The organism is Cupriavidus sp. GW822-FHT03E04, assembly GCF_058801495.1.
The window spans coordinates 152,318-176,490 of the sequence record NZ_JBXANI010000004.1; the positions used below are offsets into that span (position 1 = coordinate 152,318).

Here is a 24,173-nt window from a genome sequence, read left to right on the forward strand (position 1 = left end):
GGCGGCATTCTTTATCGTATCCACGGTATCTTTTTTAAGGGCATACGGCGTGGCCCGGATTGGCGTCACGGAAGCGGGCGCGCCATGAGTGCCTACATCCTGCGCCGCCTGCTGGCGCTGCTGCCCACGCTGCTGTTCGCCAGCCTGATCGTCTTTGTGATCGTGCGCATGGTGCCGGGCGATGTGGTCGACCTGATGCTGAGCCAGAACGACATCAGCGCCGACACCAAGAGCCGCGAGGACCTGATCCGCGCGCTGGGCCTGGACCAGCCGATGTGGTTCCAGTACGTCCACTGGGTCGGCAACATCGTGTTGCACGGGGATCTCGGCCAGTCGCTGTGGCAGGGTGAGCCGGTGCTGAAGATGGTGCTGGCGCGCATGCCCGCCACCTTCTCGCTGGGCGCGCTTGCCCTGTTCGTGGCGCTGTCGGTTGCGTTGCCCGTGGGCGTGCTCTCGGCGATCCGGCAGGACACCGCGGCCGACTACGTGGCGCGCTCGTTTTCCATCCTGATGCTGGCAGTGCCCAGCTTCTGGATGGGCACGATGATCATGGTGTTTCCTTCCGTGTGGTGGGGCTGGTCGCCCGAGGTGCGCTACGTTCCCTTCCTGGAGGACCCGCTCCAGCACATCAGCAACATGCTGGTGCCCGCCATCATCCTTGGCATGGCACTGTCGGCCATCACCATGCGCATGACGCGCACCATGATGCTGGAGGTGCTGCGCCAGGACTACATCCGTACGGCCTGGGCCAAGGGCTTGAACGAGCGCCTGGTGATCCTGCGCCATGCGCTGCGCAACGCGCTGATTCCGGTGGTGACGCTGATCGGCCTGCAAGCGCCGCTGCTGATCGGCGGGGCCGTGGTGATCGAGCAGATCTTCGCGCTGCCGGGCATGGGGCTGCTCCTGCTGGACGCCGTGAACCAGCGGGACTATCCCGTGATCACCGGCGTGTTCCTGGTGGTCGGGGTGGCCGTCATGCTCATCAACCTGCTCGTGGACCTGAGCTACGGGCTGTTCGACCCGAAAGTGAGGCATCGCTGATGGCACGTCCGATCGCAAACGCCCCGGCGCTCAAGACGGCGCAAGCCGTCCCTGCCGCGCCGCCGATGTCTGGCCCGGGCCGGCTCGGGTCAGCCTTCGCACTGGTGGGTCGCCTGTTGCGCGAGAAGCCGCTGGGCGCCGCCGGCGCGGTGATCTGCATGATCTTCCTGTTCTGCGGCGTCTTTGCCGACTGGCTGGCGCCTTATGGCGTCAACGAGATCAGCATGATGAAGCGGCTGCAGCCGCCGTCATGGGCGCACCCCTTCGGCACCGACAACCTCGGGCGCGACATGCTCTCGCGCTGCCTGTACGGCGCGCAGCTCTCGGTCATCATCGGGCTGTCGGCCGCCACGCTGGCTACCGCCATCTCGGTGCTGATCGGCATCCTGACCGGCTACCTGGGCGGCAAGTTCGACCTGATCGTGCAGCGCATGGTGGATGCGTGGATGAGCTTTCCTGACCTGGTGATCCTGATCGTGGTGGTGTCCGTGCTCGGCCCGGGCAGCTGGCAGATCATCGGCACGCTGGGCTTGCTGCTGGGCGTGGGCGGCTCGCGCATCATCCGCAGCGCGGTGGTCTCGGTGCGCGAGAACATGTATGTGCATGCCGCGCAGTCCATGGGTGCCTCCACCGGCCGCATTCTCTGGCGCCATATCCTGCCCAATGTGCTGCCGCCCATCATCGTGCTGTTCACCACGCGCGTGGGCACCGCGATCCTGGCCGAGTCCGGCCTGTCCTTCCTCGGGCTGGGCGTGCCGCCGCCCGCGCCGACCTGGGGCGGCATGCTCTCGGGCAACGGCCGCACCTTCATGTTCCAGGGGCCCTGGCTGGCCTTGGCCCCCGGCATCTGCCTCACCGTTGTCGTCTATGCCATCAACGTCTACGGCGACGCGCTACGTGACCTGCTCGACCCGCGCATGCGCGGGTCGCGATAACCAACAACGAGGGATGACGATGGAGGGACGCGGCTTGAACCGGACAATATCTTCAGTGGTGGCGGGCGTGGCGCTGGCGCTTGCCGCCGGCGCGGCCTGCGCGCAGGCCGAAGCGCCGAAGTACGGCGGCAATCTCGAGATCGGCTCCATGTATCCCACCATCTCCGCCTTGTCGTGGGACCTGGCCGACTGGAACTGGAAGCAGAACTACGACACCGGCCAGGTCTACGAACAGCTCTTTGTCGCCGACCTTTCCAAGGCCAGGCGCAATGGCGGCAAGTATCCGTTCCAGGCCGATGCGTGGCTGCCGGAGGACGCGATTCGCGGCGAGCTGGCCGAGAGCTGGAAGTGGGTCGACCCGCTGACGCTCGAAGTCAAGCTGCGCAAGGGCGTGAAGTTCCCCGCCAAGGCGGGCGTGATGGAAGAGCGCGAGCTGGTGGCCGACGACGTGGTCTTCAGCTACAACCGCCAGAACACCAGCGCCAAGAAAATCCCCACGTATTACGACCACCTCAACAAGGTGGAGGCAACGGACAAGTACACCGTGGTCTTCCGCTTCAAGGAGTTCAACGCCGAATGGGATTACCGCTTCGGCTGGGGCTACTACTCCGGCATCATGCCCAAGGAAGTGGCGGCGGCCGGGGCCGGCAACTGGAAGAATGTGAACGGCAGCGGGCCGTTCCTGCTGAGTAACTTCGTCCAGGGCACCGCCAGCACTTACACGAAGAACGAGCAATACTGGGATAGCGACAAGATCGCTGGCAAGGACTACAAGCTGCCCTTCGTCGACAAGGTCGTGCTGCGCACCGTCAAGGACGAGTCCACCCGCAACACCATGCTGCGCACCGGCAAGCTGGATGTGCTCGAGTCTGTCCGCTGGACCGCGGTCGATGAGCTCAAGAAGAATGCGCCGGCGCTCAAGTGGTCGCGCTGGCTGTCGACCAACGGCCAGTACGTGGCGCTGCGCGTCGATACCAAGCCGTTCAACGACCTGCGCGTGCGGCGCGCGCTGAACATGGCGGTCAACAAGCAGGAGATCGTCAAGCAGTTCTATGGCGGCAATGCCGAACTGTTCGCCTACCCGCAGCATCCGGATTACGCCGGCTACTTCGAGCCGCTGAGCGCCATGCCGGATTCGGTGAAGGAGCTGTTTGCCTACAACCCGGACAAGGCGCGCAAGCTGCTGGCCGAGGCGGGCTACGCGAAGGGCTTCACCTTCAAGGTGCAGGTATGCGCCTGCCAGCCGGAGCACCTGGAGCTGCTGCCGCTGATCGGCGCCTACCTGGAGCAGGTTGGCGTGCGCATAGAGATCCAGCCGATGGAGTACGGCGCGTTCCTGTCGGCCATGACCACCAAGACCAATGCGCCCGGCTACCTGATGAGCAATGGACATACCAACCCCACCACCACGATCCGCAAGAGCTTCGTGAAGGGCCAGGTCTGGAACGCCGCGCAGTGGGGCGACGCCAAGTACGAGCAGCGCGTGAACGAAGCCTTCCAGATGCGCGACCTCGGCCGCCGGCAAGAGGCCTTGCGCTCGCTGACGCGCGATGTGCTCGCGGATGCGCCGTATATCTGGTTGCCGACCCCTTACGTGTACACCGCATGGTGGCCCTGGGTGAAGAACTACAACGCCGAGCTGCGCGCGGGCGCGGTCCGTCCCGGCCCGATCTACGCGCGGATGTGGATCGACCAGGACATGAAGAAGAAGATGGGGTTCTGATTTCCTTGCCCCCAACTTGCTCCACGCTTGTCCGCGCATGTCTACACCTGTCCCACGCCCGTCCCTTTCAAGGAGGCCCGCATGACGCAGCCCATCCTGCAGGTGAACCAGCTGACCACGCGCTTTCGCACCGACCGGGGCGTGGTTACGGCGGTGGACCAGGTCTCGTTCGACGTCGCCCCCGGCGAGACGCTGGCCATCGTCGGCGAGTCCGGCTCGGGAAAAAGCGTGACCGCGCTGTCCATCCTGGGCCTGATTCCCCGCCCGGCGGGCCGCATCGAATCGGGCGAGATCCTTTTTGACGGGCAGGACCTGCTCAAGCTCAGCCCGGCAAAAATGCGTGCGATCCGCGGCAACCGGATCGCGATGATCTTCCAGGAGCCGATGTCGTCGATGAACCCGGCGCTCACCGTGGGCAAGCAGATCGCCGAGCCGATCAACCTGCACCAGGGCATGCCCTGGAAGACCGCCCTGGGCATTGCCGGCGAGCTGCTTGGCAAAGTGCAGATCCCCGAGCCGCAGAGCCGGCTGGGCGCCTATCCGCACCAGTTCTCGGGCGGCATGCGCCAGCGCGCCATGATCGCCATGGCGCTGGCCTGCAAGCCGCAGCTGATCATTGCGGACGAGCCCACCACCGCACTTGATGTCACAGTGCAAGCGCAGATTCTCGACTTGCTCAAGGACCTGGCCAGCCAGTCCGGTACGGCACTGGTGCTCATCACGCACGACCTGGGTGTGGTGGCTCGCTATGCCGATCGCGTGGCCGTGATGTACGGCGGCCGCATGGTCGAGACCGCCACGGCGCGCGAGCTCTACGGCCATCCCGCGCACCCGTACACGCGCGGGCTGATGGCCTCGGTGCCGCGCATCGACGGCGATACCCGCCAGCCGCTGGTGCCCATCGACGGCCAGCCGCCCGACCTTACCGCGCTGCCGCCAGGGTGCGCTTTCATGCCGCGCTGCAAGCTCGCCACCGATCAATGCGGCCTGTCGCGCCCCGCGCTGCGTGCCGTGCGTCCGAATCACTTCAAGGCATGTTTCCTCCATGACCATGACCACCACTGAAGCACGGGCAGTGCCCGCTGCGCGCCAGCACGGCAAGATCGGCGACGAGATCCTGCGCGTCGAGAACCTCAAGGTGCATTTCCCTGTCACCCGGGGCGTCTTCATCAAGCGGCAGGTGGGCTCGGTCAAAGCGGTGGACGGCGTATCGTTTTCGCTCAGGCGTGGCGAGACATTGGGCCTGGTCGGCGAAAGCGGCTGCGGCAAGTCCACGACCGGCCTCGCCATCATCAAGATGCTGGCCGCCAGCGGCGGACGGATCGCCTTCGATGGCGACGACTTCGCCACCTTCAGCAAGGCGCAGGAGAAGAACTTCCGCCGCAGCGTGCAGATGGTCTACCAGGATCCGTTCGGCTCGCTGAACCCGCGCATGAAGGTCTGCGACATCATCGGCGAGCCGCTCGAAGTGCACGGCATGGCCAACGACCGCGAGCACTATCGCGCCCGCATCGCCGAGCTGCTGCAGATGGTCGGCCTGCTGCCCTATATGGCGGACCGCTACCCGCACGAGTTCTCCGGCGGCCAGCGCCAGCGCATCGGCATTGCCCGCGCGCTGGCGGTGGAGCCCAGCCTGATCGTTTGCGATGAACCCGTCTCCGCGCTGGACGTATCGATCCAGGCGCAGGTGGTCAATGTGTTCATGGAACTGCAGCGGCGGCTCGGGCTGACCTATCTCTTCATTGCGCACGACCTGGCCGTGGTGCGCCACATCAGCGACCGCATCGCCGTGATGTACCTCGGCCGCATCGTGGAAATCGCCAGCCGGGACGCGCTATACGCGAATCCCCGGCATCCCTACACCAAGGCGCTGCTGTCCGCCGTGCCGGTGGCGAGCGTCGAAGCCGAGGAAAGGCGCCAGCGCATCGTGCTCAAGGGCGAAGTGCCAAGTCCGCTGAACCCGCCATCCGGCTGCCGCTTTCACCCGCGCTGCGCGCAGGCAACGCAGCGCTGCAGGGTGGAGGATCCGGTGCTGAGGGAACGGGGGGATGGGCAGATGGTGGCTTGCCATCTGGAGGGGCTGGCGGGGTGACGCGGGAAGCGGGGAGCCTGGCCTTGGTGCATCGAAGCGCATCAAGGCCTATCCTCGCGCTCACTGCCCTGAAAATATCCCCAGGAACAAAGGCCGGATAAACAAATCCGCCGCATTCTCCCCGGATGCATCCGGCACCCACCGCCGCAACTCCACCGCGGCATTGATCATCCCATTCACCTGCAACGAAGCGATCGACTGATCCAGTGCCCGGATCGACCCGTCCTGCATTCCTTGCACAAGGAAACGCGCAAACCGCGCCGACAGCCGGTTCATCGTCAGCATCTTCTCCTTGCGCATCTCCTCGGGCAGCGCGCCGTAGATAGTCAGCCGCAGCAGCGGCCCCTGGCTGGAAAACTGGTAGCTGACCAGCGCGCGCGCGATCGCGCACAGCTTGTCCCAGCCGGTGCCCGGGCCGTCCTCCACTTTCGACTGCGCATCGCGGATCACCGTGAACATGCGGTCGAAGCAGGCGGAGATCAGGTCGTCCTTGTTTTCGTTGTGGTGATAGAAGGCCCCCTTGGTGAGATTCAGCCGCGCGGAGATGCGATCGGCGGAAGCGCCCCGATAGCCCAGTTCGTTGAGCAGTTCCGTGGCGGCGCGCAGGAAGGCTTCCTGGGTGGTTTCGACTTTGGAGATCGGCGGCGTTGCGGCCGGGGCGCTGTCCCATCGCGATGACGGTGACGCAAAGCCGTTGAGCAGGATATCCACGACGGTATCCGCCACCTTCGGATAGTCTTCCGGCTCATAGCGCTCCACCCATGTCATCGCGCCGCTGGTCAGCGACAGCAGCAAGTGCGCCGCCGCGCTCAGGGCGCTGCGTTGCGCCGGGTCCTTGGGTGTGTCGCTGCGCAGCACCTTGCGGATGCGCCGGAACATGTCCGTGTAGGCCGCGAAGGCGACGTCCGCGTGGGTGTCGGGCAGCGAGCGGATCTCGCGAAAGCTCATCAGCTCGGGGCGCTCACCCGTTGCCGTCCTGGCCAGCCGCTGGAAGAAAAGCGCGATGAAGCGGCGCACCCTGGCCTGCGGCAGCGGCTCGCCGGCCGTGGCGTCGGCGATGCCCGCGATTTCATCGATGGTGCGCATCAGGCACGCCACCACAAGGTCTTCCTTCTTGCGGTAGTAGTAGGTGATGCTGTTGGTGCTCAGGCCGACCTCCTGCGCCACGTCCGAGAGCGTGGCGCCGCGCAAGCCCTTGCGGTTGAACAGCCGGGCAGCGGCATCGAGGATCGCCTCGCGTTTTTCCACGTACCGGCGTGTCGGGCGGGCTTGCGCTGTTTCCTTGAGCATGAGGCGAGATATCTGCGATGGTTGGCCGGGAGCGCGGATTATAGAGGTGGCCCGCGCGGGTTGAGGCTGTGCCGAGTCTACCATCGCGCCGGCCTGCCTTTTTAGATGCTTACCCGTTGTCCGGCTCCGCCGCGATGCCGGCCACCTTCGTGCCATTGAGCACGGGTTCGATACGGTGCCAGCTGGTGGCTTGCTGGAATGCGGCGCAGGCGTCAAGCAGGGTACCTTCGGCCCAAGGCCTGCCGATCAGTTGCAAGCCCACGGGAAGGCCGTCGGGCGTGAATCCCACTGGCAGCGACACGGCAGGCAGGCCGAGATAGCTGATGCAGCGGTTGGCGCGCAGTAGCGAGGTTGTCACGCGCACCGCTTGCGCGGCGTCTTGCGCCACGGAGGCGATCCGCGGCGTTGGCACGGCAACGCTGGGTGCCACCAGCACATCGCACGCCGAGAAGACGTGATCGACAAAGCGCCGCAGCGCCAGCGGCCGGTAGGCCAGGGCACGCGCGTAATCGTCGGGGCCGGCCGCCAGCGCCGTCTCCAGCCGCAGCCGCGTGGCACGGGCCAGGCGATCCGCGTGGCTACGCAGGCGCTCGCCGTGGAGCGCTATCGCTTCGCGCCACGTCACCACGGTGGCCGCGGTATCGCAGGCCTCCACGCCGGGCACGGTCTGCTCATGCAAGCTGGCGCCCAGCGACTCGAACGCTAGCAAGGCGCGGGCAATCACCGAGGCGCCGTCGTCATGCGTTACCTCGAAGAACGGGTGCCGGGCAATGCCGATGCGCAGGCCGGCCAGCGGACTGCGGAGGTCGCTGATGCGATCGAACGTGGTGGCCTGTGCCGCCGTTGGCTCCAGCGCGTCGAGCACCGCCGCGCAATCCCTGGCGGTCCGGGCGATGATGCCGAGCGTGTCCTGCGACGGCGACAGCGGGACCGCGCCGCGCGTGCAGAGGCGGCCCCAGGTGGGTTTCAGGCCAACCACCCCGCACATCGACGCCGGGATGCGGATCGAGCCACCGGTGTCCGCCGCGATGGCGAACGGCACCGCGCGCGCCGCGACCGCCGCCGCCGCGCCACCCGACGAGCCGCCGGTGATGTAGCGCGGATCCCATGGGTTGCGGCAGTGGCCATAGTGATCGTTCAGGCCGGTGGCGCCGTAGCTGAGCTCGTCGAGCGCGGTGGCGCCCAGGCCGATCGCGCCGGACAGGTGCAGGGCTTCGAGCACTGCTGCCGGCCTTCGGGCCGCTGCCGGATCGTCGATCAGGTCGTCGATCAGGTCGTCGAACAAGGAACCCGCGCGCGGCGGACGGACGGGGTCGGACAGCACGTCCTTATGCGCGAACGGGATACCCCAGAGGGGTGCCTGGGCAGCGCCGGCCGCGCTGTGCGTCTCCAGCTGGATGGCGCGGGCGAGCGCGCCTGCGTCGTCCAGCGCGGCAAAGCAATGCGTGGCGGCGTGCGCCGCCGCGGCCCGCCGCAGGCAGGCTTGCACCAGCGCGGAGGGTGACAGGCGCCGGTGGGCCAGCGCCATGCGCAACTCGGCAACGCTCAGGAGGGTGGGGTCGCTCATTGTCCTCCTAGCGCGCGGTGGCGCACTGCCGCAGCCAATGCGTGTACGGCCATGGCTGCGCTGCAAGTTCCGCGTCGCCCGCCGGCAAGGCACGGACGGCTTGCAGCAGCGGCGCGGCCGCAGCCGCGATCTCGTTGCAGCGGCCACCATCCAGCCGCAGCCCGAGATCCGCCGCGCGCTGCATCACCTGCGCCGCCAGGTCTGCCAATGCTGCCGGTGCTGCCGGTGCTGCCAATGTCTCCAGCTCAGACATGCCCGTACTTGGCCAGCGCATCGGCCAGGCTGAGCCCGTGCTGCAGTTCCACGCGGATGCTGCGCTCCTGCTCGGTCAGGCGCTCCGCTTCGAGCAGCACGGTGTCGACCACTTCGTGCGGGATCACCAGCACGCCGTCTTCGTCGCCCAGCACGAAGTCGCCTGGGCGCACCTGCACCCATTGCGAGGTGGCGCCACGGATGCTCACCGGCACCTGCCATCCGTTGACCTTCCAGCGGGCAATCGACTGCACCGGCGTGCGGTAGCGCGCGAACACCGGGAAAGCTTGCTCGGCGATCCAGCGGATATCGCGAATGCCGCCATCGATCAGCGAGCCGACGCAGCCGCGCTCTTTCATGCCAATGGCGATCAGCTCGCCGAAGTAGCAGACGCCTTCGCCGTCGCCGCTCCAGACCGTGACGTCGCCGGCGGACACGCCCGCGCAGGCCTTCATCTTGTCCGGGTCGCCGCCGAGCGCGTACGGCGACATCTGGCCGCGGATGGTGTAGGCCCAGCCGGCCAGCTTGCCACCATTGGCGGGGAACGGCGTAAAGGCGGACGAGAGGCCCTGGTCGAACAGGCCGAGCGTGTCGAGCACGTCGGCAACGTTGGAGGTATCGACCAGCAGGAATCGCTGGCGGATCGTCTCGCGCTCGGTGGCGCTGCGGGCTACGTGGGTGGTTTCCATGCTGTGCTTCCTCGGGAGATAAGTGATCAGATGCTCGGGATCATGCCGCCGTCGACGCGCACGACGGAGCCGGTGACAAAGGCGGCGCGCTCGCTGGCCAGGAATGCCACCACGTCGCCGTACTCCTCGGGCCGGCCGTAGCGCCGGGCTGGAATCGTCCCGGTGCTGGCCGCCACGATGTCTTCATAGGTCTTGCCCTCGCGCCTGGCGCGGGCTTCGTCCAGCGCGCGGATGCGGTCCGTGGCGATGCGCCCGGGCAGCACCACGTTGACGCAGATGCCGTCGGCGGCTACCTCGTTGGCCAGCGTCTTCGACCAGCCCAGCAACGCCATGCGCAATGTGTTGGACATGCCCAGGTTGGGAATGGGCGCGACCACGCCGGACGAGGTGCTGGTGATGATGCGGCCCCAGCCCTTGCGCTTCATGGCCGGCAGCAGCAGGTCCGTGAGATGCATCAGCGACAGCACCATCGATTCGAACTGCTTGCGCCACTGCTCCGGTGCGACTTGCGCGGCCGTGGAAGGGGGCGGCCCGCCCGAGTTGTTGACCAGGATGTCCGGGTCGCCCAGCGTGCTCCTGACCTGCTCCACCATGGCCGTCACGCTCGCCAGGTCGGCAAGATCGGCGCGCACGCCGAAAGCCTGCCCGCCGGCCGCGCGGATGCGGGCCACCGTATCGTCCAGTGCCTCCTGGTTCTGGTCCGATACGGCAACCACGGCGCCTTGCGCCGCGAGCGCCAGCGCAATGGCCGAGCCGAGCCCGCCGCCCGCCGACATGACCAGCGCGACGCGCCCCTTGATGCCTAGATCCATGTTGTTGCTCCTTGATGGTTTTCAGGTGCCCACGCGCAGCGGGCTGCGCAGCTTGCGCAGTACGGCCAGCACGCTCTGCGCCGTGATGCGGCCGGTCTTGGGGTTTTCCGTGGGAATGTTCTGGATGCTCATGGAGAACGACGCGGCATCGGAGTCCACCACGATCTCGTGGGTGTTGCGGGTCAGCGCCGGGTCCGCCCAGATTTCCAGGTGGGTCTTGTCCGGGCCGACGCCGGCCAGCGCCAGCGCAACCACCACGTTGAGGTTGGCGGGGAAGCCCTTGGCGGCCTCGCGGGCGGTGCCGGAGAAGATCTGGATCGGCGCCGTCACGTCGTCGATGTTGATGTTGTTCTCCACCAGGAACGGCGCCCCAACCAGGCCACGCACCGGCTTGCGCGTGATCATGCGCACGGAGTGGATGACGCCCTCCGATGCCGCCGTCACCGCATCCAGGCCCAGCAACGCGCCGGTCGGCACGATGATCTGGCCGCCGTGCTCGCGTGCCAGGTCCACCAGGTCCATGCGGTCAAGCAGCGCCCCGCAGCTGAGCACGATCATGGTCTTGCCCGCGCGCAGCACCGGCTCGGCGATCTCGCCGACGAGTTCCGCCGGCGCGCATTCGATCACCACGTCCGCCAGGCCGGCCAGCTCGCCGAGCCCGACGATGGCCACCTCGTTGCGCAGGCCCTGCAGCGCTTGCGCCGCCTTTTCCTTGTCGCGCACTGCCACCGCCGTCAGCCGCAGGCCGAAGACGCCGGCATCGAGTTGCTTGACGAGCTTCTTGCCGACCGCGCCGAACCCGGCGATGCCGACCCGCAGTTCTTTGTCGAATGACATTGTGTGATCTCCTGTTTGATGAACTTGTTGTTTGGTTCGGCTCAGGCGTCTTGCGCAGGCAGGCCGATGTAGTGCTGCGCAATGGCGCCGGTGGTGGTCAGCCAGATCTGGTTGCGATGGCGCAGGATGTGCTCCATCGCCCGGCGGAACTGCCGCAGCCGGTAGGGCTGGCCGACCAGGAAGGCGTGGATGGAGATGCCATAGACGAGCGGCTGCTCCACGCTTTGCTCCAGCATCTCGTCGAAGTTGTCGATGATGATGTCGGCGAACTCGCTCGCGGTGGCGTCGTGCAGTGCGATGGCGGGGATATCGTTGACCTCGTGCGGGTAGGGGATGCTCAGCAGGCGGCCGCCGCGCGTGTTGATCCACACCGGCTGGTCATCCATCGGCCAGTCGAGGATGTAGCGGTAGCCGGCCTCCTGCAGCAGGTCGGGCGTGACGTTGCTGGGATTGACGCCGGGGCTGAGCCAGCCCGCGGGCGGCTTGCCCTCGTGGTGGGCGATGGCTTCGGTCACCTCGCGGATCAGCTCGCGCTCCTCGGCTTCGGAGAAGTTGTTCTGCTGCTCCGAGTTGGTGCGGCCATGGCCCAGGATCTCGTCGCCGCGCTTGCGCAGCGCGTCGATCACCTGCGGGCAATGCGCATAGCATTCGGCGTTGAGCAGCACCGACAGCGGGATGCCGAGCTTGTCGCACAGCGCGATGATGCGCCACACGCCAACCCGGTTGCCGTACTCGCGCCAGCCCCAGTTGTAGGTATTGGGGTGCGGGATGCCGGGGGAATAGGAGATGCCGCCGCCGGTGTTGTAGGCGAAGTGCTCCAGGTTCAGGCACAGATGCACCGCGAGGCGCTTGCCGCCGGGCCAGTCGAATTGCGGGCGATCGACGATGGGCGAATAGGGAAATCTGTCGTGAGAAGCAAGCATGGCGTTATTGACCTGGCTGGATGCGTGAGTTTGAGTAAGGCGGAATCGAATGGTGGCGCTGCGTCACGGACGATAGTCCTTCGGCGCGGTCACCAGGGAAAGGTCGAGCGTGGCGAGATTGTCGCGCGTGGCCAGGATGGACGGCGTGCGCACGACTGCTGTCGTGCTCTCCTTGCGGGCGGCGGCCACCGCCTGCCTGAGCGCCTCGCGGCCCTGCGTGACGATCTGCTGCACGGACGAGCAGGCCAGCTCGCCGTTCTGCAGCATCTGCTGCGCGGTGGGGCTGAGGTTGGAGGCACTGATCTTCACGCCTTCGCGGTGGGCGGACTTGACCGCCAGCGCCGCGCCCGCCGCCGAGTCATCCACCGCGGAATAGATGCCGTTGAGCTCGGGAAAGCGTTGCAGCCAGTCGTCCACCAGGTTGATGGCGCCGTTTCGCGTGACCGCGCTGCGCGACTCCGCGACCACCTTGATGCCGGGGTATTCCGCCTTGATGGTTTCCAGGAAGCCCTGGCGCCGCAGGTCGGCCCAGGTTTGCCCTTGTTGCTGGGAGATCATGCCCACCGCGCCCTTGCCGTTGAGCGACTTGCCAAGGCACTGCGCCTGCAGGCGGCCCATGTCGTAGTGGTCCGCGCTGATCCTGGAGGCCAGCTTGTCGCTGCTGGGCACGCTGGAGAGGCCCACCACCGGGATGCCCTTGCCAATGGCATGCTCCACCGCGCCGCGGATGGCATCGCCGTTGGTGGCGCCGACGACGACGGCGTCGACCTTGCGCTGTACGAGGTCCTGCAATTGCGAGATCTGGATGTTGACGTTGGCATCGCCGCCAGCGTTGAGCTTGACCAGCGCGACGCCGAGCTTCTTCGCTTCATCCTCCACCCCGTAGGTCATGGAGATCCAGAACGACGATGACAAGTCCGGCGTGGCGTAGCCGATCGTCAGCGCTTTCTGCGCCATGGCCGGCCCGCATGCCAGCAGGGCGCCTGCCAGGGCGACGGCGGCCCGCAGCCGGGGAATGCTGATTCGCTTCATGATTCAAGCTCCTGTTCGATGTCGTTGCAGTGAAGGTAAGGTAAGGTAAGGGTTCAGCCCTGGCGCGATCCCACCCTGCGCATCAGGTATTCGAGCAAGCCCGCGGATACGATGACCGCGCCCAGTACGATCTCGGAGGCAAAGGGCGAGGTGCCTAGCAGGTTCAGCCCGTTGAGCAATGCCTGGATGAACAGGGTGCCCACCATCACCTGCCACACGGCGCCCTTGCCGCCGCTCAGCGCCACGCCGCCGATCACGCACGCGGCAATGGCTTGCAACTCCATGCCCGCGCCGTCGACCGCCACCGCTGCGCCGCTGCGCGCCAGCAGGAACACCGCCGCCAGCCCGGCCAGCGCGCCGCACAGTCCATAGGCCAGCACGCCGGCGGTGCGCACGGGCACGCCTACCAGCAAGGCCGCATCGGGATGGCTGCCGATCATGTAGAACCAGCGGCCGAGTGGCAGGCGCGCGCACAGCAGCCAGGCCAGCGCCGCCACCGGCGCGGCCAGCCACACCATCGCCGGTACACCTAGCCATGCCCCGTAGGCCAGCGACTGGATCACCGTCGCGGGCGGCAGCGGCACCGCATCGACGCCACCGGAGACGATGGTCGATATGCCGCGCACGATCAGCGTGGCGCCCAGCGTGACGACGATCGGCTCCATGCGGCGGCAGGCGATCAGGTAGCCATTGCAGAGCCCCACCGCCAGCCCGGCGCCCGTGCCCAGCAGGATGGCGGGCGCTTCGCCCAACTGCGCGGCTGTTTGCGCGATCACGATGGACGACAGCACCGCCACGGCGCCCACCGAGATATCGAAGCCGCGCGTGACCACCACCAGCATCTGCCCGAGCGCGAGCAACAGCAGCACGGCACTTTGCGAAACGATGTTGGCCAGGTTGTCCGAGGTGGCGAAGCCGGGCGAGATCACGCCCATCACCAGCCACAAGCCCGCGCAGGCGAACAGGCCGGTGGATTTGCGCAGCGCGGGCACGGAGCGCGGCGAGAACGCCGAGAGGGCGGCGCCGGTGCGAGCGTGCAGGGACATCAGTCGTTGCGTGTTCATGTTCATGCGCTCAAGATGCGTTGGCAGGAAGGCTGGGCAGCGGGCGCGCGCGCAGTGAGCGGCCGCGCAGTTGCTGGAGCAGCACGGCCGCGAGGATCAGCACGCCAAGCAGGACGCTCTGGATATAGCTGGGGAAATTGACCAGCACGAGCGCATTGCCCACCATGGCCAGGATCAGGCAGCCAAACAGCGCGTGCAGCGGGCCGCCCTTGCCGCCGGTGAGCGGAATGCCGCCGATGGCGCACGCGGCGATCGCCTCGAAGGGCAGGTTGGGATAGAGGTTGGGCTGGCCCGAGCCGAGCCGCGAGGTCAGCACCGCGCCGGCTATCGCCACCAGCACGGCATTGGCCAGATAGGCCTGCAGCACGCGTGGCTTCACCGCGATGCCCGCCAGGTGCGCGGCCTCCGGGTTGCTGCCCACCAGATACCATTCGCGGCCCGGCGCCGTGTAGCGCGTGAGCGCGCCCACGACCAGCAGCGCGGCGCCGGCCAGCCACAGCGGCAACGGCAGGCCCAGCCACTGTCCCCGGCCCAGCGCGGAAAAGTCCACGCTGGACGGGGCATCCAGCGGCACGCCGCCCACCAGCACGCCGCACAAGCCGTGCACCGCAATCATGGTGCCGAGCGTGGCAAGAAAGGCGGGAATGCGCAAGATGCCAACCAGCGTGCCATTGAGCACGCCCAGGGCCAGCACCGACAGCGCGCCGGCGGCAAACGCGCCCCCCACGCCGATGGCCGGCATGCTCAGCACAGCCACCACGCTGAACAGCGCCACCCCGGAGCCCACGGAAAAATCCAGCCCGCGCACCACGATCACCAGGCCCTGGCCGATCGCCACCAGCAGCAGCACCGCCAGCACGCGCGCCAGGTTGAAGATGTTGCCGCTGGTGCCAAAGCGCGGCACCGCGATCACGCAGACCACGAACAGCGCCAGGCAGACCCAGGCCGATGCCGGCCACTTCCTAAGCCAGGCCATGATGTGCCTCCTCACGCGTGGGTTGCTTGCTGTCATCGCCATCGCTGGCGCCGGTGGTGCACGCAATCACCTGGTGCAACGCCACCCCGCGCGCAAACACCCTGGCCATGCGGCCGTGGCGCATCACCACGATGCGATGCGACAAGGCCACCACCTCGTCGATGTCGCTGGACGCCACGATCACGCACACGCCACGGCGCGCCGCGTCCACCAGCGCATCGTGGATGGCCTCGCGGGCGTTCACGTCAACCCCGCGCGTGGGCTCGATCACCACCAGCACCTTCAGCCCGGGCAGCAGCAGGTTGCGGATCACCAGCAGCTTTTGCTGGTTGCCGCCGCTCAGCGCGCTGACGTCCAGCGCCGGATCGCCCGGGCGCACCCGCAGCGACGCGAACAGGCGCTCGCTGGCGCCCACCTCCATGGCATCGGAGACGAAGAGATGATCCGAGATGGATGCGTAGGTGGAGGCCACCGCGTTGGCGGCGCAATTGAGCCCCGGGAAGATGCCGTCGCTGCTGCGGTCGGCCGGGATCAGCCCGACGCCGCCTTGCTTGAAGCGCCGGCGCGACATCGCCGTCAGGTCCAGTTCGTCGACCCGGATGGTGCCGGCGCTGGGGGGGCGGCTGCCGCTCAGCACTTCGCCCAGCTCGATCGCACCCGAGCCGATCAGGCCAGCCAGCCCGACGATCTCGCCTCGCCCCACCGACAGCGTGACGTCGCGCAGCAGATCGCCGCAGGCGATGCCTTCAACCCGCAGCCGCGTGTTGCCTACGACGGGGAGCTCGCGCGCGGGGCGCTCGGCCACCGGCCCCACCATGGCCTCGACGATCTGGTGCGGCGTCATGGCGGCCACCGGCGCCGCATCCACCACGGTAAAGCCATCGCGCAGCACGGTGATGGTGTCGCAGACCTGCTTGATCTCGCCCAGCTTGTGGCTGATGAAGACGATGCCCTTGCCTTCTTCCTTGAGGCGCGCGACAGCGGCGAACAGACGGTCGGCTTCATGCGCGTTAAGCGCGGCGGTCGGCTCGTCGAGGATCAGCACCTCGCACTTGCGCGCCACGCCGCGCGCGATCTCCAGCAACTGCCGCTCGGCCATCGACAGGCCGGACACCAGCTGGCGCGGGTTGAGCGCCAGCCCGATGCGCCGCGCCGTGTCCAGATAGCATTGCAGGGGCAGGCGGGCGCCAGCGTGCAGCGCGCCGGCCCGGGCCACGTCGAAGGCATGCAGGTTTTGTTCCACCGTCAGGTCCGGGAACACGGTGGCATGCTGGTACACGGGAATCACGCCGGCCGCGATGGCGTCGCGCACCGAGCCAAAGGCAACCGGCTGGCCGCGCAGCACGATGGTGCCCGTATCCGGGCGCAGCGCGCCGACGAGCATCTTCACCAGCGTGCTTTTGCCTGCACCATTTTCGCCCATCAACGCATGCACCTCGCCGGGGCGCACGGTGAGATCGGCGCCGCGCAATGCGCAGGTCGCTCCAAATCGCTTGGAAAGACCGGATACCGAGAGCAGGGGGCGCTCCTCGCCGGGCGTGGTTGTCATGTGGGCTCCTTTTTTTGGCTTTGTCTTTTGTCTGGGTCTTTGTTTTTTGCAGATGCTTTTTTTCTTGCCTGAGAGGAATACTCGGCGTCGCGGATCTTTTCAGCAAACGACTTGATTGCACATACGCATGACTTATACTTATGCGTCCATCGCCCTCGCCCCCAGGTGCCGCATGAAACGTTCGCTTCCTCCGCTGGTTTCGCTGCGCGCTTTCGAGGCCGCCGCGCGACACATGAGTTTCACGCTGGCCGCGGACGAGCTGTGCGTGACCCAGAGCGCGATCAGCCGGCATATCAAGAACCTGGAAACGCACTACGGGCTCAAACTGTTCAACCGCCTCACGCGCGCCATCGAACTCACCCCCCAGGGCGCGCGCTTGTTCGACGTGGTGACGCGCTCGCTCGACCAGATCGAGACGGTTGCCCGCGAGCTCACCGGGGCCAGGAACTCGCGCAGCCTGCTGGTCAGCATCCTGCCCACGCTGGCCTCCACCTGGCTGATGCCGAGGCTGGTCAACTTCACGCAGGCGCACCAGGCCATCGAGATCCGGCTGATCACGTCGATCGATCCGGTTTCGTTCGATCGCGACAAAGTGGACGTGGCCATCCGTGTGGGCAAGCCGCCTGGCAAGCGGGCCCGCAAGGGTGCGCCGCGCATCGACCTGGTGATGACGGATGAGTGGAAGGGCGTGGCCACGGAGCCGCTGTTTCCCGACAGCCTGGTGCCCGTATGCAAGCCTGGGCTGGTGAAGGGCCGGCTGCCCGCCAGCCCGGCCGCGCTGGCGCGGCTGCCGCTGATTCACACCGACTCCCGCGCGCATGCGTGGCCCGACTGGTTTGCCGCGTTGGACGTGCCCTACGCGGCCGGCGCGCAGGCCCTGCATTTCGGGCATTTCTTCATGTCGGTGCGGGCTGCCATCGAAGGCCGCGGCATCGCGCTGGTGCCCGATGTGCTGGTGGCCGAGGAGATCGCCTCGGGCAGGCTGGCCGTGCCGGTGCGCGAACGCATCACCAGCGGCGGCGACTACTGCTTGCTGTACCGCAAGGAGCGGGCCGACGACTACGCCATCGCGGCGTTCCGCAACTGGCTGCACGCCGAGGTCGCGGCGATGCCGTCGATCTGAGCTGTCGTTGGACCCACGCATGACCTCAGGGCATGCATGCGGCGCAAGGAGTCATTTGTCCGCGCACAGGGGCGGCTACTAGCATGGGGTCGTGACAATCGCGAACGCGTTCGGTGTTCAGTGTTCTGCGTCCCGCGTTTGCACGGTCCGGCAAGGCAACGCCGCGTTGCCCGGATCCTCCTTCCTTGCTTCTACCGACAGGCCCCCCATGCGCGCAACACGCTTGCTATCGTGTATTTCCATCGCCACCGTCGTCGCTCCAGCACTTTGCATCGCCACGGCCAACGCCGCCGAGCAGATCGTCCGGCATCGCAACCCGGCGCACATGACCGAACCCTGGGCGCGCGAGTTCGCCGAGGCGATCGAGATTCCCGCCAGCGCGGAGCAACTCGTGCTCAGCGGCGTGGGGCCCACGGTGGCGAATGCCTCCGCGCCCCCCGATACCGCGGCCTCCTATGGCGACACCGCAACCCAGACCCGCAACGTGCTCGGCCAGATCGAGCACATCCTCAAGGACCGCGGCTACCAGATGGGCGACATCGTCTCCATGCAGGCGCTGATCGTGGCGGACCCGGCCACGGGCAAGCCGGATTTCACCGGTTTCTCGGGCGTCTATAACCAGTACTTCGGAACCGGCAAGCAGCCCAACGTGCCGGTGCGTACGCGCGCCGAAGTGTTGCGGCTGGTGCCGCCGGGATGGCTGGTCGAGGTCACGGTCACCGCGAGCCGCGTGCCGGCGCGCCCGGCAAGGTAGACGCCGGGGCCGCTTGCCATCTCTTGCCGGGTCGCAGCATAATGCAACACTGTTGCATTATGCTTGGCGAGGTTCTGGATGGCGAATGGTATCGGCGAACGTAGCGAACATGGCGAGCCCAGCAAGGCCGGCGGCGATGCCGTCATCGACCTGCGGGACATCGCATTCACCTGGCCCGCGCAGGCCGCGCCCGGCCTGCGGCTTGACCGGCTCCGGCTGGGCGCGGGTGAGCAGGTGTTCGTGTGCGGGCCCAGCGGCAGCGGCAAGAGCACCTTGCTGTCGATGCTGGCCGGCGTGCTGCTGCCACAGCAAGGCACCGTGCGCGTGCTGGGCACCGCGCTCGACGCGTTATCGGCCTCGCAGCGCGACCGCTTCCGTGCCGATCATGTTGGCCTGGTCTTCCAGCAGTTCAACCTGCTGTCCTACCTGTCGGTCGTGGACAACGTGCTGCTGCCCTGCCGCTTCTCGCCCGCCCGGCGCGAGCGTACGGCGGCGCAGGGCGAGACGCCGGAAGCCGCAGCGCACGCGCTGCTCAGGCAGCTCGACCTGTCGCCGGCCCTGTGGCAGCGCCCTGTCACCCAGCTCTCGGTTGGCCAGCAGCAGCGCGTGGCCGCGGCGCGCGCGCTGATCGGCTGCCCGCAGGTGGTGCTGGCCGATGAGCCCACTTCGGCGCTGGACGCGCCGCGCCAGCAGGCCTTCATGGCGTTGCTGCAGCGCGAATGCGGCACCGCCGGCGCCAGCCTGGTGTTTGTCAGCCATGACGAGCGCTTGTCGGCGAGCTTCGCACAGAGGTTGTCGCTGCCGGCGATCGATACGATGGACGCGACCGGCGCGATCGAGGCTAGTGACGTGATGGCGCCGGCATGATGCTGATGCTATCGATGGCGGCGCGCAGCGCGTGGAACCGCCGCTTCAACCTGCTGCTGATGCTGCTGGCAATAGCCCTGTCCGTTGCCATGCTGCTGGGCGTGGAGCGTATCCGGCATGCGGTGCGGGCGAGCTTCGCGCAGTCGGTGTCCGGCACCGACCTGGTGGTCGGGGCGCGCACCAGCCCGATCCAACTGATGCTCTACACCGTGTTCCACCTTGGCGGGGCCACCAACAACATGCGCTGGGACAGCGTAGAGCGGCTATCGCGGCATCCGGCGGTGGCGTGGACCATTCCGATCTCGCTGGGCGACTCGCACCGCGGCTTCCCGGTGCTGGCGACCACGGCCAGCTACTTCACCCACTACCGCTACGGGGATCGCCGTGCGCTGGAGCTGGCGCAGGGCAGGATCTTCCCGTCGCTGTTCGATGCGGTGCTTGGCGCCGAGGTGGCGAGCCGGCTCGGCTACCGCGTGGGCGACCGCATCGTGCTTAGCCACGGCGACAGCGACAGCGACGGCGACAGCGACGGCGGTGGCGATGGGCCACATGCCGATCCTGCCGGCCATCATGACCATGCCGACAAGCCCTTCGTGGTCAGCGGCATCCTGGCGCGCACCGGCACGCCGGTGGACCGCACCGTGCATATCTGCCTGGATGCGATGCAAGCCATCCACCTGGGCTGGGAGGGCGGCGTGCCGCTGCCGGGCCTGGCGATCCTGCCGGAGCAGGTGCGCAAGTTCGACCTGACGCCCCATAGCGTGACGGGCGTGCTGGTCGGGCTGAAGCTGCGCTCGCAAGTGTTTGCCGTGCAGCGCGAGATTGCCGAGGACCCGCACGAGCCGCTGACGGCGGTGTTGCCGGGCGTAGCGCTGGATGACCTGTGGCGCGTCATCGGGGTGGCCGAGCGCGCCATGCTGCTGGTGTCGGCGCTGGTGGTGGTGGTCGGGCTGGCGGGGCTGGCGTCCTCCATCCTTGCCGCGCTGGGCGAGCGGCGGCGCGAGCTGGCCATCCTGCGTGCCGTCGGCGCCCGCCCGCGCGACCTGCTGGCCATGCTGGCGCTGGAGGGGCTGGTGGTGATGGCCGCCGGTGCCCTGCTCGGGCTCCTGCTGCTGAGCGCGCTGGCAGCGGGGCTTGGGCCCTATCTGGAAGCCACGTACGGCGTGGCCTTGCAAGCGGCCTGGCCGACGCCGGGCGAGTGGCCGCTGCTTGGCGCCGCGGTCGCCGCCGGCTTCTGCGTGAGCCTGCTGCCCGGGTGGCGCGCTTACCGCCTCAGCCTGGCCGACGGGCTGAGGCCGACCACATGATGATGAACAAGCCCGGCATGACCCCACGTGTGCGGCGTGCCTTGTTTGCGCTCACTGTCATCGGAGTGGCTATTGCTGGCGCGGCGTATTTCTTCCGGCCGTCGGCGCCTGCGCAAGCCAAAGCGGATGCAGCCACTGCCGAGCCGCCCGCTTATGCGATAGGCGAGGCGCTGCAACCCGCGCCCGCCACACCTGACCCCACCTTGCGCGAGATCGGCTGGCAGGCCTTGCTGCCCAAGGGCTGGGATCCACTGGCGCCGTTCAAGGGCCTGCGGCTCGATGAACTGGAGGACGCCGACCCGCGCGCGCAGATCGCCCTGTACAAGGCCCGGCAGTACTGGAAGAACGCACCGGTGGAGCCCTCGCTCGATGGCGCGGCGGTGCGCATAGCGGGCTTTGTCGTCTCGCTCGACGGCGAGGGCGAGGCGATCCGCGAATTTCTGCTGGTGCCGTACTTTGGCGCGTGCATCCATGTGCCGCCGCCGCCCGCCAACCAGGTCATCCTTGTGCGCACGGACAAACCACTGGCGGGGCTGCGCAGCATGGACACCGTGTGGATCAGCGGCGCGATGCGGGTGGAGCGGGCGGACACCATGATGGGCTACGCCGGCTACGCCATGCCGGCGGCAAACGTGCAGCCTTATCTGGCGTCGCCGCGCCGTTAATCGGTGGCGACGATCCGTTCCCGGCCTGGGGCTAAGCACGGCAGCGCAGGCAGCGCGCGCCACATTTTGCGTGCGCGCTGCCCATTCTTGCGCCGGAATCAAATATGTTCTGCACGCCGCACGGTTTTTCTCTGCATGGGTTGCGCGGATACTCGGGTCACGTTCATCCGGCCATGGCCGCCGCCTCACGGTCTCACGGCCCCGCCCCAATCCGGCGCGCTTCACAAGCCCGCTTCCAGGAGCATCCCATGCAAATCTTCATCACCGGCGCGGCCGGCTTTATCGGCGGCTCTGTCGCGGCTCACCTGATCGCCGCCGGGCATAGCGTGCGCGGCCTGGTTCGCAACCCGGCGCAGGCCGCACAGCTGGCCATGCGCGGCGTCGTGCCCGTGCAGGGCACGCTCGACGACGCCGCGCTGCTGACGCGCGAAGCCGCGCAGGCCGACGGCGTGATCAACGCCGCCAGCAGCGACCACCGCGCCGCGGTAGAGGCGCTGCTGGCCGGATTGCGCGGCTCGGGCAAACCGTTGCTGCATACCAGCGGCTCCAGCGTGATCGGCGACGACGCCGGCGGCAATGCCTTGTCGCCGCGTATCTTCGACGAACAGACGCCGTTCGTGGTGGAGCCGGGCAAGCAGGCGCGCCACGCCATCGACCAGATGGTGCTGGCGGCCGCTGCGCAAGGCGTGCGCAGCGCCGTGCTGTGCAACAGCATGATCTACGGCGTCGGCGCCGGGCTGCATGCCGACAGCGTGCAGATTCCGCCGCTGGTGGCGCAGGCCAGGCAAAGCGGCGTGGTGCGCATCGTCGGCGCGGGCGTGAACCGATGGTCCAACGTGCATATCGCCGATGTGGTGGACCTCTATGCGCGCGTGCTCGACAGTGCGCCCGCGGGCGCCTTTTACTTCGTCGAGAACGGCGAGGCTTCGTACGCGGAGATCGGCGCTGCCATTGCCCGGCGGCTTGGCCTCGGGGCCGTGCAGTCCTGGTCAGTCGAAGAGGCCACGCCCATCTGGGGCGAGGGCCAGTCGCGCTACTCCTTCGGCTCCAACAGCCGCGTGCGCGCCCGGCGCGCGCGCTCGGAACTGGGCTGGCAGCCCCGGCACGCGTCGGTGACGGCGTGGATCGAGAACGAGATGCCGCTCGCCTGACGCCCGCCTGAAGCGCGGATTCATTCCGGCCATGGCCGCAGCCGGCCGTGGCCGCCAACGCATGACCTGATATAGGAAAACACAATGTCCATTCCCGCCATTGGCCTCGGCACCTTCCGCCTGCAAGGCCAGACCGTCATCGACTCCGTGCGCAACGGCCTTGACGTTGGCTACCGCGCCATCGATACCGCGCAGATCTACGGCAACGAGGCCGAGGTCGGCCAGGCCATCGCCGAGAGCGGTGTGGCGCGCTCGGCGCTGTTCCTGACGACCAAGATCTGGACCGAGAACCTGTCGCGCGACAAGCTGGTGCCCAGCCTCAAGGATAGCCTTGCCAAGCTGCGTACGGACCATGTCGACCTGACGTTGATCCACTGGCCGTCGCCAGGTGATGGGGTGCCGGTTGCTGAGTTCATGGGCGCGCTGGCTGATGCTCGCGAGCAGGGGCTGACGCGTCAGATCGGGGTGTCCAATTTCACGATCGGGCTGATGCAGCAGGCGATCGACGTGGTGGGGGCGGGTGCCATCGCGACCAACCAGATCGAGTTGCATCCGTTCTTGCAGAATCGCAAGGTGGCTGACTTTGCCCGCAGCCAGGGGATTCCGATCACTTCGTACATGACGCTGGGTTACGGCAAGGTGTTGCAGGATCCGGTGGTGCAGGCGATAGCGCAGCGCAACGAGGCTACGCCTGCGCAGGTGGTGCTGGCTTGGGCTATGCAGCTTGGGCATGCGGTGATTCCTTCCTCTACCAAGCGTGCGAACCTGGAGAGCAACCTGGGTGCGCTTGCGGTGCGGCTGTCTGAGCAGGACATGGCTGCCATCGGTGCGCTGGATCGGGGCGCACGCTTGACCAGCCCGGAGGGGTTGGCGCCTGCCTGGGATTGAGGGCGGTGGCTTGGTTGCTGTATTTGCTGTATTTGCTGTAGTTGCCCGCGCCAGGGCGGTCACGGCCTGAACCACTTCCTTCAGAATGCGCAGCCGGGCACCGCCGCAATGGCGGCGATACCCGGCAAGCCGTCCTCCTTGCATTTGTCTCACGACCATCTATGATTTGTAAATCGATTTAGTAAATCGTTTTACGGAGACGCTTAATACTTGGTGCCGAGTACCGGAGACCAAGTGCGCAAGCGCGGCAATCATGGCGTCAGACGAAGTGCAGCGCGACGCGCCTCGCCGCAGCCTGGTGCCATCCCCCCTGGACTTTGCCGCCGGCGCCGATCCTGTTCGGCCGGCTGCTCATGCCCGGTGCTCATGTCCATTGGCCAGCAGGCCGGCGTGCATCCGCTACACTTCGGCACGGTGATGGTGATTGCCATGGGCTTTGGCCTGTTCATGCCGCCCTCGGGCCCGGGGCTGGTCGCCACTTGCGCGATGGCCGCCACGCGCATGGAGCAGGTGGCGGGGCCGATGCTGAAGTACCTCGCCTTGCTGCCGCTGATCTTGCTGTTGTTGATCCCGACGCCATCGCTGACGCCATCGTTGACGCCATGGCTATCCCGCCTGATGACGCTGGCATGAGAT

Annotated in this window: 24 protein-coding genes; 13 read left to right on the forward strand and 11 right to left on the reverse strand. The window is 67.4% G+C overall.

From position 1 onward, the window contains the following. Positions 1-84 precede the first annotated feature (84 nt). From AC1RQC_RS06500 to AC1RQC_RS06520, 5 genes are all read left to right on the forward strand, one after another. On the forward strand, positions 85-1,041 hold the full coding sequence (locus tag AC1RQC_RS06500) for an ABC transporter permease (protein ID WP_492371385.1): 957 nt from the start codon (positions 85-87) through the stop codon (positions 1,039-1,041). Continuing rightward, positions 1,041-1,976, forward strand: a complete 936-nt coding sequence (locus tag AC1RQC_RS06505; protein WP_492809671.1) for an ABC transporter permease — start codon at positions 1,041-1,043, stop codon at positions 1,974-1,976. Before AC1RQC_RS06500 ends, AC1RQC_RS06505 begins: the two co-directional genes overlap by 1 nt. 13 nt (positions 1,977-1,989) lie before the next feature. Next, complete coding sequence (locus AC1RQC_RS06510) at positions 1,990-3,699, forward strand: ABC transporter substrate-binding protein (RefSeq protein ID WP_492882714.1); 1,710 nt, start codon at positions 1,990-1,992, stop codon at positions 3,697-3,699. 81 nt (positions 3,700-3,780) lie between these two features. Further along, positions 3,781-4,764 (forward strand): ABC transporter ATP-binding protein, encoded by a 984-nt coding sequence (locus AC1RQC_RS06515; RefSeq protein WP_492882716.1) that lies wholly within the window; start codon positions 3,781-3,783, stop codon positions 4,762-4,764. Further along, entirely contained in the window at positions 4,751-5,791 is a 1,041-nt protein-coding gene (locus AC1RQC_RS06520) for an ABC transporter ATP-binding protein (RefSeq protein WP_492882831.1), read from the forward strand. Before AC1RQC_RS06515 ends, AC1RQC_RS06520 begins: the two co-directional genes overlap by 14 nt. Positions 5,792-5,851: 60 nt before the next feature. On the opposite strand, the gene AC1RQC_RS06525 is transcribed toward AC1RQC_RS06520, so the two are convergent. The 11 genes from AC1RQC_RS06525 to AC1RQC_RS06575 form a co-directional block, all read right to left on the reverse strand. Continuing rightward, positions 5,852-7,165, reverse strand: a complete 1,314-nt coding sequence (locus AC1RQC_RS06525; protein WP_492882718.1) for a TetR/AcrR family transcriptional regulator — start codon at positions 7,163-7,165, stop codon at positions 5,852-5,854. Positions 7,166-7,190: 25 nt separating this feature from the next. Continuing rightward, positions 7,191-8,648, reverse strand: a complete 1,458-nt coding sequence (locus tag AC1RQC_RS06530) for an amidase (protein ID WP_492882720.1) — start codon at positions 8,646-8,648, stop codon at positions 7,191-7,193. Between the two features lie 7 nt (positions 8,649-8,655). Then, positions 8,656-8,901: a hypothetical protein gene (locus AC1RQC_RS06535; protein ID WP_492882722.1), complete on the reverse strand. Its 246-nt coding sequence runs from the start codon at positions 8,899-8,901 to the stop codon at positions 8,656-8,658. Next, on the reverse strand, positions 8,894-9,589 hold the full coding sequence (locus AC1RQC_RS06540; RefSeq protein WP_492830405.1) for an RraA family protein: 696 nt from the start codon (positions 9,587-9,589) through the stop codon (positions 8,894-8,896). The genes AC1RQC_RS06535 and AC1RQC_RS06540 overlap by 8 nt, the downstream gene beginning before the upstream one ends. A 26-nt stretch (positions 9,590-9,615) precedes the next feature. Continuing rightward, positions 9,616-10,401 (reverse strand): SDR family oxidoreductase, encoded by a 786-nt coding sequence (locus AC1RQC_RS06545; protein WP_492371393.1) that lies wholly within the window; start codon positions 10,399-10,401, stop codon positions 9,616-9,618. Between the two features lie 21 nt (positions 10,402-10,422). Then, entirely contained in the window at positions 10,423-11,238 is an 816-nt protein-coding gene (locus tag AC1RQC_RS06550) for an aspartate dehydrogenase (protein WP_492809679.1), read from the reverse strand. Positions 11,239-11,279: 41 nt separating this feature from the next. Beyond that, positions 11,280-12,161, reverse strand: a complete 882-nt coding sequence (locus AC1RQC_RS06555; protein WP_492809681.1) for a polysaccharide deacetylase family protein — start codon at positions 12,159-12,161, stop codon at positions 11,280-11,282. Positions 12,162-12,224: 63 nt separating this feature from the next. Further along, positions 12,225-13,193, reverse strand: coding sequence for a TMAO reductase system protein TorT (locus tag AC1RQC_RS06560; protein ID WP_492371396.1), 969 nt, complete (start codon positions 13,191-13,193; stop codon positions 12,225-12,227). 53 nt (positions 13,194-13,246) lie between these two features. After that, positions 13,247-14,257: an ABC transporter permease gene (locus AC1RQC_RS06565; RefSeq protein WP_492371397.1), complete on the reverse strand. Its 1,011-nt coding sequence runs from the start codon at positions 14,255-14,257 to the stop codon at positions 13,247-13,249. 10 nt (positions 14,258-14,267) lie between these two features. Then, a complete protein-coding gene (locus AC1RQC_RS06570; protein ID WP_492371398.1) occupies positions 14,268-15,233 on the reverse strand; it encodes an ABC transporter permease in 966 nt (321 codons plus the stop codon). Further along, entirely contained in the window at positions 15,220-16,782 is a 1,563-nt protein-coding gene (locus AC1RQC_RS06575; protein WP_492882725.1) for a sugar ABC transporter ATP-binding protein, read from the reverse strand. The genes AC1RQC_RS06570 and AC1RQC_RS06575 overlap by 14 nt, the downstream gene beginning before the upstream one ends. Before the next feature lie 172 nt (positions 16,783-16,954). Between AC1RQC_RS06575 and AC1RQC_RS06580 the strand changes: the two genes are divergently transcribed. The 8 genes from AC1RQC_RS06580 (at position 16,955) to AC1RQC_RS06615 (ending at position 24,170) form a co-directional block, all read left to right on the forward strand. Further along, a complete protein-coding gene (locus tag AC1RQC_RS06580; RefSeq protein ID WP_492809686.1) occupies positions 16,955-17,905 on the forward strand; it encodes a LysR substrate-binding domain-containing protein in 951 nt (316 codons plus the stop codon). Between the two features lie 208 nt (positions 17,906-18,113). Continuing rightward, positions 18,114-18,659 (forward strand): RidA family protein, encoded by a 546-nt coding sequence (locus AC1RQC_RS06585; protein WP_492371401.1) that lies wholly within the window; start codon positions 18,114-18,116, stop codon positions 18,657-18,659. A 78-nt stretch (positions 18,660-18,737) separates the two neighbouring features. Continuing rightward, entirely contained in the window at positions 18,738-19,526 is a 789-nt protein-coding gene (locus AC1RQC_RS06590) for an ABC transporter ATP-binding protein (protein ID WP_492809688.1), read from the forward strand. After that, a complete protein-coding gene (locus AC1RQC_RS06595) occupies positions 19,523-20,833 on the forward strand; it encodes an ABC transporter permease (protein WP_492882727.1) in 1,311 nt (436 codons plus the stop codon). The genes AC1RQC_RS06590 and AC1RQC_RS06595 overlap by 4 nt, the downstream gene beginning before the upstream one ends. Beyond that, positions 20,830-21,498: a DUF3299 domain-containing protein gene (locus AC1RQC_RS06600; protein ID WP_492809692.1), complete on the forward strand. Its 669-nt coding sequence runs from the start codon at positions 20,830-20,832 to the stop codon at positions 21,496-21,498. Before AC1RQC_RS06595 ends, AC1RQC_RS06600 begins: the two co-directional genes overlap by 4 nt. 248 nt (positions 21,499-21,746) lie before the next feature. Next, a complete protein-coding gene (locus tag AC1RQC_RS06605) occupies positions 21,747-22,649 on the forward strand; it encodes an NAD-dependent epimerase/dehydratase family protein (protein WP_492830423.1) in 903 nt (300 codons plus the stop codon). 84 nt (positions 22,650-22,733) lie between these two features. Continuing rightward, positions 22,734-23,537, forward strand: coding sequence for a 2,5-didehydrogluconate reductase DkgB (gene dkgB, locus AC1RQC_RS06610; protein WP_492809695.1), 804 nt, complete (start codon positions 22,734-22,736; stop codon positions 23,535-23,537). A gap of 366 nt (positions 23,538-23,903) precedes the next feature. Then, positions 23,904-24,170 (forward strand): TRAP transporter large permease subunit, encoded by a 267-nt coding sequence (locus AC1RQC_RS06615; protein WP_492371407.1) that lies wholly within the window; start codon positions 23,904-23,906, stop codon positions 24,168-24,170. Positions 24,171-24,173 lie beyond the last annotated feature (3 nt).

Excerpts from the sequence above, each read along its gene's own strand:
- AC1RQC_RS06500 (WP_492371385.1), top strand. The coding sequence starts at position 85 with ATGAGTGCCTACATCCTGCGCCGCCTGCTGGCGCTGCTGCCCACGCTG.
- AC1RQC_RS06505 (WP_492809671.1), top strand. The coding sequence starts at position 1,041 with ATGGCACGTCCGATCGCAAACGCCCCGGCGCTCAAGACGGCGCAAGCC.
- AC1RQC_RS06510 (WP_492882714.1), top strand. The coding sequence starts at position 1,990 with ATGACGATGGAGGGACGCGGCTTGAACCGGACAATATCTTCAGTGGTG.
- AC1RQC_RS06515 (WP_492882716.1), top strand. The coding sequence starts at position 3,781 with ATGACGCAGCCCATCCTGCAGGTGAACCAGCTGACCACGCGCTTTCGC.
- AC1RQC_RS06520 (WP_492882831.1), top strand. The coding sequence starts at position 4,751 with ATGACCACCACTGAAGCACGGGCAGTGCCCGCTGCGCGCCAGCACGGC.
- AC1RQC_RS06525 (WP_492882718.1), bottom strand. The coding sequence starts at position 7,165 with ATGGTAGACTCGGCACAGCCTCAACCCGCGCGGGCCACCTCTATAATC.
- AC1RQC_RS06530 (WP_492882720.1), bottom strand. The coding sequence starts at position 8,648 with ATGAGCGACCCCACCCTCCTGAGCGTTGCCGAGTTGCGCATGGCGCTG.
- AC1RQC_RS06535 (WP_492882722.1), bottom strand. The coding sequence starts at position 8,901 with ATGTCTGAGCTGGAGACATTGGCAGCACCGGCAGCACCGGCAGCATTG.
- AC1RQC_RS06540 (WP_492830405.1), bottom strand. The coding sequence starts at position 9,589 with ATGGAAACCACCCACGTAGCCCGCAGCGCCACCGAGCGCGAGACGATC.
- AC1RQC_RS06545 (WP_492371393.1), bottom strand. The coding sequence starts at position 10,401 with ATGGATCTAGGCATCAAGGGGCGCGTCGCGCTGGTCATGTCGGCGGGC.
- AC1RQC_RS06550 (WP_492809679.1), bottom strand. The coding sequence starts at position 11,238 with ATGTCATTCGACAAAGAACTGCGGGTCGGCATCGCCGGGTTCGGCGCG.
- AC1RQC_RS06555 (WP_492809681.1), bottom strand. The coding sequence starts at position 12,161 with ATGCTTGCTTCTCACGACAGATTTCCCTATTCGCCCATCGTCGATCGC.
- AC1RQC_RS06560 (WP_492371396.1), bottom strand. The coding sequence starts at position 13,193 with ATGAAGCGAATCAGCATTCCCCGGCTGCGGGCCGCCGTCGCCCTGGCA.
- AC1RQC_RS06565 (WP_492371397.1), bottom strand. The coding sequence starts at position 14,257 with ATGAACACGCAACGACTGATGTCCCTGCACGCTCGCACCGGCGCCGCC.
- AC1RQC_RS06570 (WP_492371398.1), bottom strand. The coding sequence starts at position 15,233 with ATGGCCTGGCTTAGGAAGTGGCCGGCATCGGCCTGGGTCTGCCTGGCG.
- AC1RQC_RS06575 (WP_492882725.1), bottom strand. The coding sequence starts at position 16,782 with ATGACAACCACGCCCGGCGAGGAGCGCCCCCTGCTCTCGGTATCCGGT.
- AC1RQC_RS06580 (WP_492809686.1), top strand. The coding sequence starts at position 16,955 with ATGAAACGTTCGCTTCCTCCGCTGGTTTCGCTGCGCGCTTTCGAGGCC.
- AC1RQC_RS06585 (WP_492371401.1), top strand. The coding sequence starts at position 18,114 with ATGCGCGCAACACGCTTGCTATCGTGTATTTCCATCGCCACCGTCGTC.
- AC1RQC_RS06590 (WP_492809688.1), top strand. The coding sequence starts at position 18,738 with ATGGCGAATGGTATCGGCGAACGTAGCGAACATGGCGAGCCCAGCAAG.
- AC1RQC_RS06595 (WP_492882727.1), top strand. The coding sequence starts at position 19,523 with ATGATGCTGATGCTATCGATGGCGGCGCGCAGCGCGTGGAACCGCCGC.
- AC1RQC_RS06600 (WP_492809692.1), top strand. The coding sequence starts at position 20,830 with ATGATGATGAACAAGCCCGGCATGACCCCACGTGTGCGGCGTGCCTTG.
- AC1RQC_RS06605 (WP_492830423.1), top strand. The coding sequence starts at position 21,747 with ATGCAAATCTTCATCACCGGCGCGGCCGGCTTTATCGGCGGCTCTGTC.
- dkgB (WP_492809695.1), top strand. The coding sequence starts at position 22,734 with ATGTCCATTCCCGCCATTGGCCTCGGCACCTTCCGCCTGCAAGGCCAG.
- AC1RQC_RS06615 (WP_492371407.1), top strand. The coding sequence starts at position 23,904 with ATGTCCATTGGCCAGCAGGCCGGCGTGCATCCGCTACACTTCGGCACG.